The following is a 16,141-nucleotide window of genomic DNA, read 5'->3' as shown; positions in this document are numbered from 1 at the left end:
TTTCTCACACAGGGCTCACGGCGTGACGCCATCCGTCCCGGTGATTGGAGATCAGACGTGAAGTTCGGCGTGTTCTACGTGTTGGAATGTCCTGACCAGGACTTCCGCCGTGCCTACGACGAGATGCTCACGCAGGTCACCATTGCCGAAGACCTCGGATTCGACGAGGTCTGGCTCGCCGAGCACCACGGCAGCGACTACGGCTCCATGCCGTCGCCGCAAGTCGCCGCGGCCGCCATTGCCGCTCGCACCGAGCGCATGCGGATCGGCATCGCGGTCAGCAACCTGACCTTCAACTGGCCGGTTCGGGTGGCCGAAGACTACGCGATGGTAGACGTGCTCTCCGACGGCCGCCTCGACTTCGGGGTCGGCCGCGGCTATCAGCCTCATGAGTTCGCGTCGATGGGCGCCGCCGACAAACAGCCCGTGAGCCGTGAGGTGTTCGCCGAGGCTCTGCAGATCATCACCGGCCTGTGGACGAAACCCGTCGGCGAGCCGTACACGTTCGTCGGCAAGCACTTTCAGGTGTTCGACGCCGATTGCCGCCCCACCCCGGTGCAGCGCCCGACACCGCCGATCTATGTGGCGTCGATCAGCCCCGAATCGTTTGACTTGGTCGCCGACTACGAGCACAACATGCTGATCACCCCGACGCTGATGACGTTGCCGGAGCTCAACAGCTTTGTCATCAAGGCCAAACGCTCGCTGATGCAGCGTGGCGTCAGCCCGCTGTCGATGGATTTCCCGATGAACTGGCAGATCCACCTGGCGGACACCGTCGAGCAAGCCATCGACAACGCTCGGGAGTCGCTCGAGTGGTACTTCCACTCCGCAATGAGCAATGCACCGCACGGCCCGGAGACACCGGAGACCTACGAGCGGTACGCGGACCTGGCTGCGGCCGCGGGCGAGGCGGGCGGGATGACGGTCAGCGGTTTGCGCGAAGGCGGCGTGGTCTATGTCGGCGACGCCGACGGACTGATCCGCGAGATCGAGATCCTGCGCGAGGAAACAGGGTTGCAGCACTTGATCTGCTGGATGCGGTTCGGCGACATGAACCACGACCACGTCGTCGAGTCGATGAAGATCTTCGCCGACAAGGTGATCCCACATTTTCGCGACCTGCCCCCGCTGGTCCCACGCGCCCTGCGCGACGAGGACGACGCCGACTGGACCAGCACACATCTACATCTCGACATCACGGACGCCGAGTCGGAACATCAAGAAGAAGGAGAAGTCTCATGGGTTATCTCGCGGTAGAGAATGACAAGCGGATCTACTTCGAACACCACGCCGGTGAGGGCAGGCCCATCATGCTGGTACACGGGTGGGGCGCGAACACCCGGTGCTGGGACACCACCGCGCCCGCGCTCCGCGCCGCGGGCCACGAGGTCGTGCTCGTGGATCTGCGCGCTTGTGGCCGCTCGGACAAGGACTTCGACGACGTCTCCATCGCCACCCTCGGCGCGGATGTGGCCAAGCTCGCGGAACATCTGAACCTGGACAACCCGGTCATCAACGGCTGGTCGCTCGGTGGCGGTGTTGCCACCGAGGCAGTGGCCGCGTTGGGCGAGAAGGCAGGCGGACTCGTCCTCACCGGCGGCGCTTCGCCCCGATACACCCGAACAGACGACTGGCCGCACGGCAGCACAGTCGAGGACGTCGAAGGCGTCCTGGCCGGTGCCGCAGGCAACCGCGCCGACACCTTTCGGGCCGTTGCCGGCGCCGTGTGTGCCACCGCACCGAGTGACGACACCCTGAACTGGATCTGGGGCATGTTCATGGAGATGGGACCCCGCGGCGACGATTCGCTTCGTGACCTCGCCACCATCGACCTGCGCAAGCCCCTGACCTCCCTCGATATCCCGATCCTGGTGCTGCACGGTCGCGAAGACGGATTTGTGCCCTTCTCCAATGCCGAGGCGATCCCGTCACTGAACGCGAATGCCAGAGTCGTCGAGTTCGCCGACTGCGGCCACGCGCCGTTCCTCGAGCACAGAGACAAGTACCTCGCCGAGCTGACAGGATTCCTGTCCGCATGAGCACCTCCCCGAAAACGTGGATCGTCACGGGCGGATCGCGCGGCATCGGCCGGGCGGTGGTCGAACGGGCCACCGCAAACGGCGATCGGGTGGCGTCGCTGGCCCGCGGCGTGTCGTCCAACCCCTATTCCTTCCCTGACCAGGTCCTCGAGTTGAAGACCGATATCACCGACCGGGATTCGATCGATCGCGCGATGGCAACCATCACCGAGGAGTTCGGCACCTGCGACGTTCTCGTCAACGGGGCCGGCGTCCACCGCGGGGGTCGCGTCGAAGATCTGAGCCGCGACTCCTGGGACTTGGTGCTGGGCACCAACCTCACCGCAGCGTTCGAGATGTGCCGGGCCACCCTGCCCCTTCTCGGCGGCGGCGGGTCGATCGTGAACGTCGGAGCCGTCGTCGGTTTTCGCGGGTTTCCGGGTGACGTTGCGTACGGATCGGCCAAGGCAGGCCTCAGCGGACTGACCCAGGTCCTCGCCGCTGAACTCGCCCCGAAAAACATCCGGGTCAACCTGGTCATTCCCGGTTTTGTGGATACCGACATGACGTCGGGGTTGAGCGAACGGGCCCGCGCCAAGATCGTCCGGTCGATCCCGGCCGGGCGCACCGGAACAGCGCAGGAAGTGGCCCAGGTGATCGTCGATGTGGCCGCCGCAACCTACATGTATGGCGCGATCGTGCCCGCGGACGGCGGACTGATGAACTCGTTCAGCGGAGGCCAGTAACCGGGCGTTGTGGCAACCCACAATGGCACGGAAATCACCGATAGTGACCGGGACCACAGGGCCGTTAACGTGAGGGTGCAACGAACAGTTATCCCAAATCGCACCGGACACAACGTATTCGGTAGCCGAGTCTAGATTCGAGGAGTCTGCCAGTGAGCACCACCGCCACCACCGTCAGCATCGAGGAGAAGAACAAGGAGCTCGTCGCCGAGTTCATGAAGGTCTTCTCCGCCGGTGACGTCGACAAGATTCTGAGCTTCCTCTCGCCGACCGCCACCTGGTGGGTGGCAGGCACCATCGACGGCATCTCCGGATCGAAGAACAAGCAGGAGTTCGGCGAGATGCTCAGCAGCTTGTCGTCGACGTCCAAGAACGGTGCGATTGCGCTCAAGCCGTTGGCGTGGACCGCAGAAGGCGAGCGGGTTGCCGTCGAGACCGAGTCGTACGCCGAACTGGAGAACGGCCGCACCTACAACAACCTCTACCACTTCGTCTTCGTCATCAAGAACGGTGAGATCGAATCCATCAAGGAGTTCCTCGACACCGAACACACCCGCGCAGTCTTTCTCGGCTGACCCCGACCACAACAACCAACTCACAACTGATTCAGGAGTTTTCACCATGGAATGTGGAGTCCTTCTCGTCTTCCAGAATTACCACGCCAACGCCACCGACCAGGAGGTGTTCACCCACGATCTGGGTCTCGGTCTCCTTGCCGAAAAGCATGGATTCGACTCGGTCTGGTCGGCCGAGCACCACTTCGACGATTACTCGATGTGCCCGGACAACATGCAGATCATGTCCTACCTCGCGGGCCAGACCTCTCGCATCAAGCTCGGCCTGGGTGCGGTGATCCTGCCCTGGAACAACCCGCTGCGCGTGGTCGAGAAGGTCATCATGCTCGACCAGATGTCCGGTGGGCGTGTGCTTCTCGGCATGGGTCGCGGCCTGGCCAAGATGGAATACGAGGCCTTCGGCATTCCGATGGAAGAGGCCCGTGCACGCTTCAACGAGTCCGCCGAAGTGGTCATGCGAGGCCTGCGCACCGGCATCGTCGAAAGCGACGGCCCGATGTATCCGCAGATCCCCACCGCCGTGCGCCCCGCGCCCGGACCCGACAACAACTGGGACGGCAGGCTTTTCGCCGCGGCCATGTCGCCGGACTCGGTGCCCATCGTCGCCGATCTAGGCGTACAGATGATGACCTTCATGCAGTTCCCCTTCGAGAAGCATGCTGAAGCGATCAACGGCTGGAAGGATCTGTTCCGAGCGGCCCAGGGCCGCGAGCCCGGCCCCGCCGTGATCCAGGACTTCGTGATCTGCCACGAGGACGAAGAAGAGGCCCGTCGCCTGGCCTACGAGCACATCAACCGTTACTTCCTGTCGGTCATCAAGCACTACGACTTCGCGGGCAAGCACTGGCGCGAGACCCCCGGTTACGAGACCTATCAGGCCGGCGCCGACATGATCCGCGAAGCCGGCATGGAGAACGCCGCCAACGCGTACGTCGAGGCCAACATCTACGGCACACCGGAGCAGTGCGTCGAGAAGTACGCGCATCGCCACGAACTGATCGGCGACTTCCTGCCGAACGCCGCCTTCTCCTTCGGTGGCATTCCGTTCGAGACGGCCGAATCGAGCCTGAAGCTGTTCGGCGAGAAAGTTGTTCCCGAACTCCACAAGATGAAAGCTCCTGCGACCGCCGGAGTCTAGAGACTGCGGTGACGCCAGGGAGCGAGCCATCCCCTGGCGTCACCGTTCACCAACTGTTCGTCCCCACCCGCGAAGAGGTCGCCAGTGAATACCAGCCACGAATCCGTAGCCGCCCAGTTCCGCGACGTGATGTCCCGGGTGTGTACGCCGGTGTCGGTGATCACCTCACTCGACGGCACCCGGCCCCACGGAACCACCGTGAGTGCGTTCGCGTCCCTTTCGATGGATCCGCCGATGGTGCTCGTATCGCTGGACCGCGGCTCCGACCTGCTGGCCATCGTCCGAGACAGCGGGCGATTCGGGATGAACATCCTGGCCCACAACCAATCCGAGCTGGCGATGACGTTCGCCCGCAAAGGTTCCGACAAGTTCTCGGGTGTCGACTGGCAGGTCTCGTCGGACGTGCCACGGCTGCCCGACGTCTCAGGATTCTTGGCCTGCTCGGTCTCGACTCTCGTCGAAGGCGGTGACCACATCGTGGTCCTTGGTTCGGTGCTCGCGTCCGAGTCGAACACCGCTCCCCCACTGACCTACCACGATCGGGCCTTCGGCACCCACCGCGCCCTGGAGGTGTGCGCGCGATGAGGACGCCGAGCGAAGCTGTCGCGCACGCGGTTGCCGCCCTGGCCGAGGGCCGGATGATCGTCGTCATCGACGACGCCGACCGTGAGAACGAAGGCGACCTGATCGCTTGCGCCTCAACGATCACCGCCGAGCAGATGGCGTTCATGGTGCGCCACACCACCGGCATCGTCTGCGTGCCGATGTCCGCCGAGCGCGCCGCGCGGTTGCAGCTGCCCCAGATGGTGCAGCACAACACCGATTCCCACGGCACCGCGTTCACTGTCAGCGTCGACCACATGGGTGTCAGCACCGGCGTCTCGGCTCACGACCGGACCCGCACGGTCCGGGCTCTCGCCGACGACGCGACCTCCCCCGAGGAGCTGCGCAGACCGGGACACCTCTTTCCCTTGCAAGCTCGTGCCGGCGGAGTGTTGACCCGCGCCGGCCACACCGAGGCCGCAGTCGACCTGGTCAGTCTGGCCGGTGCCGGTGATGTGGGGGTGATCAGCGAACTGGTCGCCGACGACGGCAGCATGATGCGCGGCGAGGCGCTGATGCGTTTCGCCGCCGAGCATGATCTTCCGGTGCTCGAGATCGCCGACCTCGTCCGCCATCGCAACGCCACCGAATCGATGGTCGAGCGCATCGCCACCTCCGCCATGCCGACACTGTTCGGAGAGTTCCGAGCGGTGGCGTATCGCTCGGTGGTGGACGGGACAGAACACCTCGCCCTCGTCATGGGCGACGTCGCCGAGGCGGGCGCGACCGAGGCCGGTGCGCTGGTCCGGGTGCACAGCGAATGTCTCACCGGCGACATCATCGGGTCGCTGCGCTGCGACTGCGGCGAACAGTTCGAGCAGGCCATGGCCGCCATCGCCGCCGAAGGCGTCGGAGCCGTGGTCTACCTGCGTGGACACGAGGGCCGCGGCATCGGACTCGCCCACAAGATCCGGGCGTACGCGCTGCAAGAAGATGGTCTGGACACCATCGAGGCGAACCTCGCGCAGGGCCTGCCGGTCGACTCCCGCAACTACGGCGTCGGCGCTCACATCCTCGCCGACCTCGGCATCCGGCGCCTGCGCCTGATCACCAACAATCCGGCCAAGTACGGCGGCCTCGATGGGTACCCGTTGGAGATCGTCGATCGCGTCGGTCTCCCCGCGCAGCCCACCGAGCAGAACCTCCGCTACCTGCGCACCAAGCGCGACCGGATGGGCCATGAGTTATTCGGTATCGAAACACCGGAAGCCGAACCCGGGAAACTTGAGAGCCTCAACAGATAGCCGGTAGTGTGATCTGGAGCATAGCCGGCCGATGCGAATGGCGGAGATGACCGTAGAGCGAACCGCGAGTACGGCGACCCTCGACGACGAGGACCGTCGCGACGGCCTGTCTCCACAGGCCGCGGCGACGCTTGCCGACTCGACGTCGACGCGGGAGCGCGAGGTCATCGCGGCGTTCAGCGAGATCACCACCGAGGCCATCACCGACGCCAAACTCGAGGATCTGCTCTGCCTGGTCGGCCAAAAGTTGTGCCAGCTGATGGGCGTGACCCGGTGCTCGCTGTACCTGCGCCACGCCGGCGGCAAGTACCGCGGCGCTGCCGGGTACTGCGAAGAGACCGGCAACATCAGTGAGGCCGTCAAACGGCAGGAATCGGGTTTCGCCGACGACCTCTTCAGCCAGGAAGTCATCTCCACCAAGCAACCCGTCGTGATCCACGACGCGCTGAACGATCCCCGACCCCATCACCGGACGATGGCCCACTGGGACGTCCGCGCGATGCTCGGGGTCCCGCTGATCTTCGACGACGAGGTCATCGGCCTGATCTTCGTCGACACCCGCGGACGCGAACATCGCTACACCGACGAGGATATCGAGGTCGCACGACTCTTCGCGAAGTTGAGTGCACTGTTCATCAGCCAGGCGATGCTCAACGCGCGGCTCCGCGGTCAGGCCGCCGAGATCGCCCGCAACAATGCGACGCTGGCCTACCTCGGCGACGTCCACCACAAACTGACGAGCGCCGTGCTCGAAGGCGCCGACATCACCACCGTCGTCCGGCTCCTCAGCGAGCTGTCGGCGAAGCCGGTCGTGTTGTACAACAACAGCTTCGAAGTCTTGACCTGGGCCGCACCGCCGGCCCTGGCGTTCGACGCGCCCCCGGTGCTGACGGAGAAGGTGCGGTCAATGGCGTCCGTGCGCCAGACCTTGAGCGAGTTGAGCGTGTCGACGCCATCAGCGGTGGTCCCGGCAAGTCTGGCCGTGGGCTTGGGTCGTCGGCATCTGCTGTGCCGCATGGTGATCGAAGGAAAACCCAGCGGATTCCTCGGGATCGTCGAGGTGGGACGCAGTCTCGAACCCATCGACGCGAACATCGCCGAGCGCGGCGCCATGGTGCTGGCGCTGCAGATGCTCTCGGAACGGCGGCAGATCGAAACGGAGGGGCAGGCCCGCGACGACTACCTCTCCGACCTGCTGCGCAACAGCCGCGACAAGGAACACCTGGTCCGGCGCGGACCCCAATTCGGCATCGACCTGTCCATCCCCCACGTGCTGGTTCGCTTCTCGGTCGACGACGCACCCGGGACGCTGTCCGCGTCGGCCACTCAGAACCTGGTGACCCGTACGTTCCGGGAGGTGCTGGAGATCCCCGCGCCGCCTGCGGTACGCCTTCCCGGCGCCGTCATCGTCCTCATTCCCCTGGCCACTGGGGACAACGCCGAGATCGAGGCGCTCCGCCAACAGGTCACCGCCGTCCGCGACCGGTTGAGTGGACAGCTCGCCCTGGGCGCCACCATCATCTCCAGCGCCTGCCACACGTCCGTCGACTATCCGCACGCGCACCGCGAACTACGCGAGATCGGTTCCATTGCGCGGTCGTTCGATTGGCATGGCCGCATCCTGACTCTCGACGAACTAGGACTGTTCCGAGTGGTCATCAGCAGCGGTCACGTGAAGGAGGCGGTCCACTTCGCGCACACCTTCGTCCGTGCGGTCCGGGACCACGACGACGGCGCCCTGCTCGAGACGTGGCGGGCCTTCGTCGCCGCGGAGGGCAAAGCGCAAGCCACGGCCGTTGCGCTGGGCGTCCACGAGAACACCATCCGATACCGGCTCGGGAAGATCAAAGAGATCACCCAGAAGGATCCGACGAGTCTGGACAGTCTGCTGTCGGCACGGATGGCCTTTCAGGTGCTGGATCTGGCCGGTGAGTAGCTCCCGTCAGCTCTATCGCCCCTGAGATCGTCCGTCTGAGGTGGGCCCAAGGGCATATTGCCCTCGGCCACCCCTGAACCGGACGATCGCAGGGGCGCTTTGGGGAAAACCACAATGGCTCGCGGCGGAGGCCTGTTGACCGGCAACGACCCGCAATAACGTGGCACACATGGGTACACCGTCGACGCCGACCACCGATATGGCCGTGGACCTCGGCGCCGTCAGCGACTGGATGGATACCCACGGCCTTCCCGGCGGCGACATCCTGGATGCGCAGGCGTTGGGCGGCGGCACTCAGAACATCATGATCGCCTTCAGCCGCGGCGACCGCTCGTACGTGCTTCGGCGAGGCCCGCAGCATCTGCGCCCACAGTCGAACAAAGTCATCACCCGCGAGATCGAACTCCTCGGCGCGCTCTCGTCGACTGCTGTTCCCCACCCGCGTCTGGTGGCAGGATGCACCGACACCGATGTCCTCGGCGCGGTCTTCTACCTGATGGAGCCGGTCGACGGATACAACGCCGCAGTGTCGCTGCCGGCGGCCTATACAGCGGAGCCCGCCGGCAGACATGCGATGGGACTGGCGCTCGTCGACGCACTTGCAACGCTCGGCGAGGTCGACCACCAGGCCGCAGGCCTGTCCGACTTCGGGCGCCCGGACGGCTTCCTCGAACGCCAGGTACCTCGGTGGCTCGGAGAACTGGAGCGCTACGCGAGCACCCCCGGCTACCCCGGGCCACCGTTCACCAACCTTGACACCGTCGCCGGCTGGCTGCAACGCCACTGCCCCGCCGACTTCACACCCGGTGTCCTGCACGGTGATTACCACATCGCCAACGTCATGTACGCGCCGGATGCACCGCGCATCGCGGCCATCGTCGACTGGGAGATGGCCACCATCGGCGACCCTCTCCTCGACCTCGGCGCATTGCTGGCGGTGTGGACCGATGGGCCCGGCGAGCCGGACCTCCTCGACAGTGCCCTAGGTGCCGCGGGCGGGTTGCCCTCACGAGAGGAGCTGATCGCCCGCTACGCGCAGACGTCGTCCCGCGATCTCTCTGCGATCACCTGGTACTCGGTGATCGCCTGCTTCAAACTCGGCCTCATCCTCGAAGGCACTTACGCCCGGGCCTGCGCAGGCAAAGCACCACACGATGTAGGTGATCGCCTGCACGGCTATGCCATCAAGCTGTTCGATCGCGCCGGAGCGTTCATCGCCCGGGCGTGATCACCACGACCCTCGATCACCGAATGGAGTGAACAACCCTATGTCATGGGATTTTTCAACTGAGCCGGAGTTCCAGAAGAAACTCGACTGGATGGGCGAGTTCGTCCGCGAAGAGATCTGGCCACTCGAAACACTGGGCCTCGACTGGGATCAACTGCGCAAGGCCATCGCGCCGCTGCAGCAGGAGGTCAAAGATCAGGATCTGTGGGCCGCACATCTCGATCCAGAGCTCGGCGGCCAGGGCTATGGCCAGGTCAAATTGGGACTGATGCACGAGATTCTCGGGTCGTCGACGCTGGGTCCGCTGGTATTCGGGTGCCAGGCGCCCGATTCCGGCAATTGCGAGATCCTCGCCGCGGTAGGTACCGACGTCCAGAAGAAGAAGTGGCTCGAACCGCTGCTGTCGGGCGAGTTCTACTCGGCATTCGCGCTGACCGAACTCGACAATGCCGGCGCCGATCCGACCAACCTCGCGACCAGTGCAGTGGCCGACGGCGACGGCTGGATCCTCAACGGCCACAAGTGGTTCATCAGCAATGCCTCGACGTCTGACTTCATCATCGTCGTCGCCGTCACCGACCCCGATGCCGAGCGGCACCGCCGGACCTCGCAATTCATCGTGCCCATCGACGCCCCGGGCCTCGTGGTGGTCCGCGACATCGCGTCCATGGAGAACACCGCACCGAGGCCCAACACCTACGGATCGCATTGCGAGGTCACGCTCGAGAACGTCCGTGTAGACGCCGACGCTCTCCTGGGCAACATCGGCGACGGATTTCTCATCGCACAAAAGCGCTTGGGTCCCGGCCGTATTCACCACTGCATGCGATGGATCGGCCAGTCACAACGCGCCTTCGACATGCTCTGCGAGCGGGCGACCTACCGGTACGCGCAGGGCTCGGTGCTGGGTGAGAAGCAGACCATTCGCAACTGGATCGCAGACTCCGCCGCCGAGATCCAGGCACTCAAACTCATGACCCTGCATGCGGCGTGGGTCATCGACGAAGAAGGAACCGCCAAGGCTCGCAAAGACATCGCGCTGATCAAGTTCTATGGCGGCAAGGTGTTGCACGACGTCATCGATCGTGCCATCCAGATCCACGGGTCTCTCGGCTTCAGCTCCGATCTCCCGTTGGAGTCGATGTACCGGGCTGCCCGGGCTGCACGACTCTACGACGGACCTGACGAAGTGCACCGCGACAGCGTCGCCAAGGCCTACCTGAAGGCCTACTCACCGCCCGCCGGCAACGTACCGAGCCAGCACATCCCCACCCGCCGCGCCGCAGCCCACGAAAAGTTCGCCGATCTGCTCGCCGAGATCGCCTGATCCATCCGACAACACGTTTCGAACAAAGGAGTTCAATCATGTCGCTCGACGGAACACTCGCCATCGTCACCGGGGCCGCACAGGGCATCGGCCAGGCCACCGCGAAAAAACTCGCCTCCGATGGCGCCCACGTCGTCGCCGCCGATATTCAGGACTGCGACGTCACAGTCAAAGAGGTCTCCGGTGCCGGTGGCTCGATCCAGGCGGTGCACCTCGACGTCCGCGAGGCCGAGAACTGGGCGGCCGTGGTCGCCGACCTCAAAGCCGAACACGGCAAGCCTGTCCAGCGACTCGCCAACGTCGCCGGTGTGGTCAACATGATCAGCGAGGACTCCGTCGTCGGGCTCACCGAGGACGCTTGGGACGTGGTGATCAACACCGACCTCAAAGGCGTCTGGCTCGGCATGCAGGCCGTCATTCCCGGGATGATCGAAGATGGTGGCGGCCGCATCGTCAACATCTCGTCGATGGCCGCGTTGCGCGGACTACCCAACCTCGCGTCGTACTCGGCAGCCAAGGGCGGGGTCGTCGGACTCACCAAACAGGCCGCCTACGAGTACGGACCGCACAACGTCCTGATCAACGCGATCGCGCCCGGCACCATCGACACCCCGATCCTCGCCGACATCACCGAGGAGATGCGGCAGGCCAACGCCAACGCGCACATCGTCAAGCGTCTCGGGCTGCCGTCCGAGATCGCATCGATGGTGGCCTACCTGATGCGGGAAGGCGACTTCCTCACCGGTGAGATCTACCCGGTCGACGGCGGCTGGGCCGCCAAGGGCAACTTTTGAATCTGCTCCACCTGCAGTGACATGCTCCGCTTCCAGCGCACTGGAGGCGGAGCATTTTCATACAACTGGAGCAAGTTGTGGTCCGATAGGTTCTCTACAGCCATTCGACCGAACCAAGGACGATCCACTGACGACGACGATCGCGCCGGAGGCCACCGCCCGACGTCGCACCCTGCCGCGCGGCACCGACCCCGCGATCATCGGTGTCGTGGCGTTCGTGGTCAGCGTCATCGGCGCCGGACGACCGTCGTTTTGGTTCGATGAAGCCGCCACGATTGCGGCCTCGACGCGATCGACCCGCGAACTCTTCGAGCTGGTGTCGCAGCACGACTCCGCCCACTCCCTCTACTACCTGCTCATGCACGGCTGGTTCTCGATCTTCCCGTCCACCGAGTTCTGGGCTCGTGTCCCGAGCCTGCTCGCGGTCGGTGTGGGTGCGGCCGGCGTCGTGGTGCTCGGAAAGAAACTCTCGTCCCGTGCGGTTGGGATCACCGCCGGACTGTTCTTCGCCGCCCTTCCCAGAGTCACGTGGGCAGCAATCGAGGCGCGGCCATACGCGCTGGCCGCCGCGGTCGCGGTGTGGGCGACCGTCGCACTGCTCGTGGCGGTCGAGCGGCGGAAAGTCGGGTTCTGGGCGCTGTACGCGGTCGGCGTGATGCTCGCGATTCTGGTCAACATCCACCTGCTCCTGATGGTGTGCGTCTACCTGTGCGTGATCGGCATCATCCGCGCGCCGCGCCCGGTTGTCCTGTCGTGGGCTCTGGCAACCGGTGCGGCGCTGGCCGTGCTACTGCCGTACATCCAGTTCATGAGGTCGAAGGCCGACCAGATCAACTGGATCCGGCCGCTCGACAAGCGAGTGCTCTTCACCGTTGTCCAGGGCCAGTACTTCGAGACCGCGGTGTGGGCGGTGGGTTGCGCCGTCGCAGTGATCGCCGGCGTGATCGTCGTCCTCTTGCTCCGCAAGCCCGCCATCACCGGTTTCTGGCGGACCGTCGCCGTCGCTGCAGCATGGATCATCGTCCCGACCGCGGGGATGCTGCTGTATTCGGTGTTCGTCAAAGTGATTTACGTCGACCGGTACCTGACGTTCACTGCTCCGGCGATGGCTTTGCTGCTCGGGGTGTGCACCGTTCAGGTCGCCGCCCGGTCGCTTGTTCGCATCGAGGTGGTGCTGATTGTCTTCGCCGTCGCGGTCCTACCGAACTACGTCCACCAGCGCGGCGACTACGCCAAGTTCGGCGCGGACTACAGCCAGGTCGCCGACACCATCGCCGCACAGTCGTCCCCTGGCGACTGCTTCCTGCTCGACGAGACCGTCCGGTGGCGGCCGCGGCCGATTCGTGCGCTGCCGGCGTCCCGACCTGAGGCGTTCGAGAACCTCGTCGACGTCGGGCTCCGCGAACCCGCCACCGTCCCCAACTTCCTGTGGGACCGCAGCCTGCCACCGGACCGCGTGGTCGATCGGATCGCCGACTGCGATGTGCTGTGGACGATTGCGGGCAAGAATCCCGCTGTCCCGGACCACGAGCGGGGATCCGCCCTCGACCCCGGTGCACAGTTCGCCGCATCGCCCGCGTTCGGGGTGCCCAGCGCTCTGGGCTTCCGAATCGTCGAGCGGTGGCAGTTCAACTACAGCCAGCTCAACAAGTCCGTCCGCTGACGGACTACAGCTCCTCTACGGTGATGAGCCCGTCTTGCAGTGCGCGGGCCAGCAGCGCCGACTTCGTGGCGCCTGGCCGGCCTACAGCGTCGTACTTGTCACGGATTCGCGCAATGTGCGTGTTGACCGTCGCAGCAGTGATGAACAATGCCCGGGCCGCTTCGTTTTTCGAGTCACAGGTGAACCAGGCTCGGAGAACTTCGATTTCGCGGGCACTCAGGGTCGGAACAGGTGCGACAACAACAGGGGCCGGGTTCATGGTGTACATGCGGGTCCGATCTACATTCGCCGGCAGTTTCTGCTAACTGCCCGTCAAAGGAACTTTAACGGCGGAATCGGACACTCACCAACTGAAACGCGCAAAGCCACCAGCACTGGGGTCATCGTTAGCACTAGCAACCGAATATCCTGCGAAGCAACGGTTTTGCTCGACGATCACCCTCCGGCGACCGGGCCGAACTCGGTCGCGATACGACCGCCAAAGGTCGGGGACAGGCTGTTCAGGTAGCCGAGCACCTCTTCCTTTTCGGGCGACAGGTACGGCGTGGGGACGTAGTCATTGAAGCTCTCTGCGCGCGATATCCGGGTCGGTATCGCTCTGAAATCGACGCTGTTCACCTGGTTACCTAGGGTGTGCAACCGCGTCTGCAAGATGAAGGTGCGCTTGTCGGTCGGGTTGCTGTTCCCGCCGAACGCGAAGTTCGCCAGCGAGTACGCGATCAGCTTTCCGTTGTAGACCTCCATGGATTGGATGACGTGCGGGTGGCTGCCGATGACCATTGCTGCGCCGGAGTCGATGGCGAAGTGCGCCAGCGCGGTTTGCACATCGTAGGGTTCGGGCGTCGATTCGATGCCCCAGTGAAAGTACGGGACGATCGCGTCAGCGCCCTGCGCGCGGAGGTCGGCGAAGTCCTGTGCGATCTCGGCGCGCAATTCATCCGAATCCGTCCAGGCCTGGTAGCCGACGAAGCCGATCGTGAGCCCCTTCAGCGTCGTGAGGTATGTGAAACCTTCTCCGAAATAGTCGATGTCGGCGCCCTCCAACGTGGCGATGGTGTCGTCGAAGCCTTGCTGCCCGAAGTCGCCGGTGTGGTTGTTGCTCACCGTCACAGCTTCGATGTCGCCGGCGGTGAGGGTGCCCACCAAGGCCGGATCACCTTTGAAGTGGTAGACCTCCCCCGGCCCCTTGTCGATCTTGTCCGACGACGTCGTGAACGCGACCTCGAGGTTCGCGACCGTCAGATCGTCGGAGGCGAACAGACTCTTGGTGTTCTGGAAGAAGTAGGCGGGGTCGTTGCCACTCTCGGCCCACAGCGTCGGCAGACTCGTCGCCGCCCCGAAGTTGGCGTCGGTGCCGAGGATGTTGTCACCGACGAACGTGAGCACGATCTCCTGCGGCACGGGAACCGCCGGGGTCGAGGGTACTTCGCGAGAACTCGACGCGGCAGGATTCTCAGCGGCCGCGCCACCACAGGACGCTGTGACTGCCACGCCTGCGATGGCGATCACGGTGACGAACAGTCTTCTCGCCGAATCAGGTTTCTTGGACGTCGTAGGCACCTCGACATTGTGGGCCAGGAATGACGTTGATGCCCATTCGATTTGAAGGTTCATATCTTTGTACGACGAGCGCAGGTTTTACCGAGACACCGGCCGGGCATCTCTATGACGTCGAGGACGCCCGGCCAGTCACCCCTCTCTCGGCGAGATGAAGCCCGGGCTCAGCGACTACCGCTACTCCTGGCCCTTTGCTCGGCTCGCCAGATCGCCATCGGAATCTCTCGCTCGTCCCACTCGTTACGGCGCGCTACCTCCGCGATCAACCCCGACACCAGATCTCCGTCGACGTCGTCCACCGAAACATCAAGGACCCGCGCGATGTACGTCGCGACGACACCGTCCACCCTCAACGCCGGAATGCCGACCAGCAGCTGAAGGTAGGCCCACGTGAAGCCCGACCGCTGGCCGGGCACTTCCCGCCACACGGACCGCACCACCTGGAGCGCGTCCGAATCTGCTGCACTCCGAAAGTCTTCCGCCGTCGAGATACCCGCCGCGAGCAGTCTGGTCGCGGCTTCTTTGACAGCTTCCGCCTTGAGCGGCGCACCGGGTGTGGTGGACGTAGGCCGGCGATTGCCGATGTCCTGCGCCCAGGCCCCCGGACTTCCCACCTCCGCGAACGTGGTGAGCAGTTCGGGTGCGCCATCGACGGCGACGTCACCACCCTGCCCGTCGCGGTAGGCAATGTATCGATCGAGGATGTTCTCGACAGTCGCATACCGCGCGCCGGTCGAGAAGATCGCGTCGATGATGCTCAGTGCCAATGAATCCGGATAACGGCGCGGCCTGAACCAGAGTGCATGATCCCCCAAGTCCGAGTGCAAGGCGCTCCCCAGCGCGTCGACCCGTACGTCCACCCCTGCTGACATGTTTCCCCCTATGAAGTTGGCCGCCCACTCCCCATGGGCAACTCACGCAGGAGGCTAGCGCGCGCCTCCGACACAGGACTCTGACGCCGGAGTCGACCCGTTCGCCGGGGCGTCGTAATCGTCGAGCGAGTTCCAGAACGTGAGTGCGACCACGATGCTGAGAATGCCCGCGGCAGTCATGATGTAACCGATCACCGTCGCGGCCAGTGCCACTCCGCGCCCCTCTTCGCCGGTCTTCTTGATCTGCCGCAGGGCCATGTGTCCGAGAACGATGCCCAGTGGCCCGAAGATGATGCTCGCGACCATCGCAGAGAGCGTCAGCCCGCTCATCGGCCCCGTTTCCGGGCGCTGTGGACCCCGACCACGCTGTCCGGGGTCGTTCGATGGTGGGTTCATGTCATCCACGATAGCCAGCATGGCCGCCGCGGACTGTTGTC

At 64.6% G+C, this 16,141-nt stretch carries 16 protein-coding genes; 12 read left to right on the top strand and 4 right to left on the bottom strand.

What is annotated here, in order from left to right:
- The first annotated feature begins 57 nt into the window (after nucleotides 1-57).
- The 12 genes from BH683_RS24095 to BH683_RS24040 all read left to right on the top strand — a co-directional run bounded on the left by BH683_RS24095 (nucleotide 58) and on the right by BH683_RS24040 (nucleotide 13,275).
- Nucleotides 58-1,260 (top strand): LLM class flavin-dependent oxidoreductase, encoded by a 1,203-nt coding sequence (locus tag BH683_RS24095; RefSeq protein WP_094647720.1) that lies wholly within the window; start codon nucleotides 58-60, stop codon nucleotides 1,258-1,260.
- A complete protein-coding gene (locus BH683_RS24090; protein WP_084838822.1) occupies nucleotides 1,242-2,042 on the top strand; it encodes an alpha/beta fold hydrolase in 801 nt (266 codons plus the stop codon). Before BH683_RS24095 ends, BH683_RS24090 begins: the two co-directional genes overlap by 19 nt.
- Entirely contained in the window at nucleotides 2,039-2,767 is a 729-nt protein-coding gene (locus tag BH683_RS24085; RefSeq protein WP_084838821.1) for an SDR family oxidoreductase, read from the top strand. Before BH683_RS24090 ends, BH683_RS24085 begins: the two co-directional genes overlap by 4 nt.
- Nucleotides 2,768-2,919: 152 nt before the next feature.
- Nucleotides 2,920-3,342 carry a nuclear transport factor 2 family protein gene (locus BH683_RS24080; protein WP_084838820.1) on the top strand — a complete coding sequence of 141 codons (423 nt, stop codon included), beginning with the start codon at nucleotides 2,920-2,922 and terminating at the stop codon, nucleotides 3,340-3,342.
- A gap of 46 nt (nucleotides 3,343-3,388) precedes the next feature.
- The gene (locus BH683_RS24075) at nucleotides 3,389-4,480 is read left to right on the top strand and encodes an LLM class flavin-dependent oxidoreductase (RefSeq protein WP_084838819.1); all 1,092 of its coding nucleotides are present in this window, start codon (nucleotides 3,389-3,391) and stop codon (nucleotides 4,478-4,480) included.
- Between the two features lie 129 nt (nucleotides 4,481-4,609).
- Nucleotides 4,610-5,065 (top strand): flavin reductase family protein, encoded by a 456-nt coding sequence (locus BH683_RS24070; RefSeq protein WP_084838980.1) that lies wholly within the window; start codon nucleotides 4,610-4,612, stop codon nucleotides 5,063-5,065.
- Nucleotides 5,062-6,327, top strand: a complete 1,266-nt coding sequence (locus tag BH683_RS24065; protein ID WP_084838979.1) for a bifunctional 3,4-dihydroxy-2-butanone-4-phosphate synthase/GTP cyclohydrolase II — start codon at nucleotides 5,062-5,064, stop codon at nucleotides 6,325-6,327. The genes BH683_RS24070 and BH683_RS24065 overlap by 4 nt, the downstream gene beginning before the upstream one ends.
- Before the next feature lie 46 nt (nucleotides 6,328-6,373).
- Nucleotides 6,374-8,263 (top strand): GAF domain-containing protein, encoded by a 1,890-nt coding sequence (locus BH683_RS24060; protein ID WP_084838978.1) that lies wholly within the window; start codon nucleotides 6,374-6,376, stop codon nucleotides 8,261-8,263.
- Between the two features lie 169 nt (nucleotides 8,264-8,432).
- Nucleotides 8,433-9,491, top strand: coding sequence for a phosphotransferase family protein (locus BH683_RS24055; protein WP_084838818.1), 1,059 nt, complete (start codon nucleotides 8,433-8,435; stop codon nucleotides 9,489-9,491).
- Nucleotides 9,492-9,531: 40 nt separating this feature from the next.
- Nucleotides 9,532-10,818, top strand: a complete 1,287-nt coding sequence (locus BH683_RS24050; protein ID WP_084838817.1) for an acyl-CoA dehydrogenase family protein — start codon at nucleotides 9,532-9,534, stop codon at nucleotides 10,816-10,818.
- Between the two features lie 38 nt (nucleotides 10,819-10,856).
- Nucleotides 10,857-11,612 (top strand): SDR family NAD(P)-dependent oxidoreductase, encoded by a 756-nt coding sequence (locus BH683_RS24045; RefSeq protein WP_084838816.1) that lies wholly within the window; start codon nucleotides 10,857-10,859, stop codon nucleotides 11,610-11,612.
- A gap of 208 nt (nucleotides 11,613-11,820) precedes the next feature.
- The gene (locus BH683_RS24040) at nucleotides 11,821-13,275 is read left to right on the top strand and encodes a glycosyltransferase family 39 protein (protein WP_143696123.1); all 1,455 of its coding nucleotides are present in this window, start codon (nucleotides 11,821-11,823) and stop codon (nucleotides 13,273-13,275) included.
- Between the two features lie 4 nt (nucleotides 13,276-13,279).
- Here the strand turns inward: BH683_RS24040 and BH683_RS24035 are convergent, their stop codons facing one another.
- From BH683_RS24035 to BH683_RS24020, 4 genes are all read right to left on the bottom strand, one after another.
- Complete coding sequence (locus tag BH683_RS24035; RefSeq protein WP_084838814.1) at nucleotides 13,280-13,543, bottom strand: LuxR C-terminal-related transcriptional regulator; 264 nt, start codon at nucleotides 13,541-13,543, stop codon at nucleotides 13,280-13,282.
- A 167-nt stretch (nucleotides 13,544-13,710) separates the two neighbouring features.
- Nucleotides 13,711-14,835 (bottom strand): CapA family protein, encoded by a 1,125-nt coding sequence (locus BH683_RS24030; RefSeq protein WP_246833563.1) that lies wholly within the window; start codon nucleotides 14,833-14,835, stop codon nucleotides 13,711-13,713.
- A 161-nt stretch (nucleotides 14,836-14,996) separates the two neighbouring features.
- Entirely contained in the window at nucleotides 14,997-15,704 is a 708-nt protein-coding gene (locus tag BH683_RS24025; protein ID WP_084838812.1) for a hypothetical protein, read from the bottom strand.
- 54 nt (nucleotides 15,705-15,758) lie between these two features.
- The gene (locus BH683_RS24020; protein ID WP_168187112.1) at nucleotides 15,759-16,100 is read right to left on the bottom strand and encodes a DUF4190 domain-containing protein; all 342 of its coding nucleotides are present in this window, start codon (nucleotides 16,098-16,100) and stop codon (nucleotides 15,759-15,761) included.
- Nucleotides 16,101-16,141: the final 41 nt, after the last annotated feature.

It is taken from the genome of Williamsia sp. 1138, from assembly GCF_002095435.2.
Taxonomy (GTDB): Bacteria; Actinomycetota; Actinomycetes; order Mycobacteriales; family Mycobacteriaceae; genus Williamsia.
Note: the sequence above shows the minus strand (reverse complement) of the source record. Positions and strands in the feature narration are given on the sequence as shown.

Excerpts from the sequence above, each read along its gene's own strand:
- BH683_RS24090 (WP_084838822.1), top strand. The coding sequence starts at position 1,242 with ATGGGTTATCTCGCGGTAGAGAATGACAAGCGGATCTACTTCGAACAC.
- BH683_RS24085 (WP_084838821.1), top strand. The coding sequence starts at position 2,039 with ATGAGCACCTCCCCGAAAACGTGGATCGTCACGGGCGGATCGCGCGGC.
- BH683_RS24075 (WP_084838819.1), top strand. The coding sequence starts at position 3,389 with ATGGAATGTGGAGTCCTTCTCGTCTTCCAGAATTACCACGCCAACGCC.
- BH683_RS24070 (WP_084838980.1), top strand. The coding sequence starts at position 4,610 with ATGTCCCGGGTGTGTACGCCGGTGTCGGTGATCACCTCACTCGACGGC.
- BH683_RS24065 (WP_084838979.1), top strand. The coding sequence starts at position 5,062 with ATGAGGACGCCGAGCGAAGCTGTCGCGCACGCGGTTGCCGCCCTGGCC.
- BH683_RS24060 (WP_084838978.1), top strand. The coding sequence starts at position 6,374 with ATGACCGTAGAGCGAACCGCGAGTACGGCGACCCTCGACGACGAGGAC.
- BH683_RS24055 (WP_084838818.1), top strand. The coding sequence starts at position 8,433 with ATGGGTACACCGTCGACGCCGACCACCGATATGGCCGTGGACCTCGGC.
- BH683_RS24050 (WP_084838817.1), top strand. The coding sequence starts at position 9,532 with ATGTCATGGGATTTTTCAACTGAGCCGGAGTTCCAGAAGAAACTCGAC.
- BH683_RS24045 (WP_084838816.1), top strand. The coding sequence starts at position 10,857 with ATGTCGCTCGACGGAACACTCGCCATCGTCACCGGGGCCGCACAGGGC.
- BH683_RS24035 (WP_084838814.1), bottom strand. The coding sequence starts at position 13,543 with ATGTACACCATGAACCCGGCCCCTGTTGTTGTCGCACCTGTTCCGACC.
- BH683_RS24025 (WP_084838812.1), bottom strand. The coding sequence starts at position 15,704 with ATGTCAGCAGGGGTGGACGTACGGGTCGACGCGCTGGGGAGCGCCTTG.
- BH683_RS24020 (WP_168187112.1), bottom strand. The coding sequence starts at position 16,100 with ATGAACCCACCATCGAACGACCCCGGACAGCGTGGTCGGGGTCCACAG.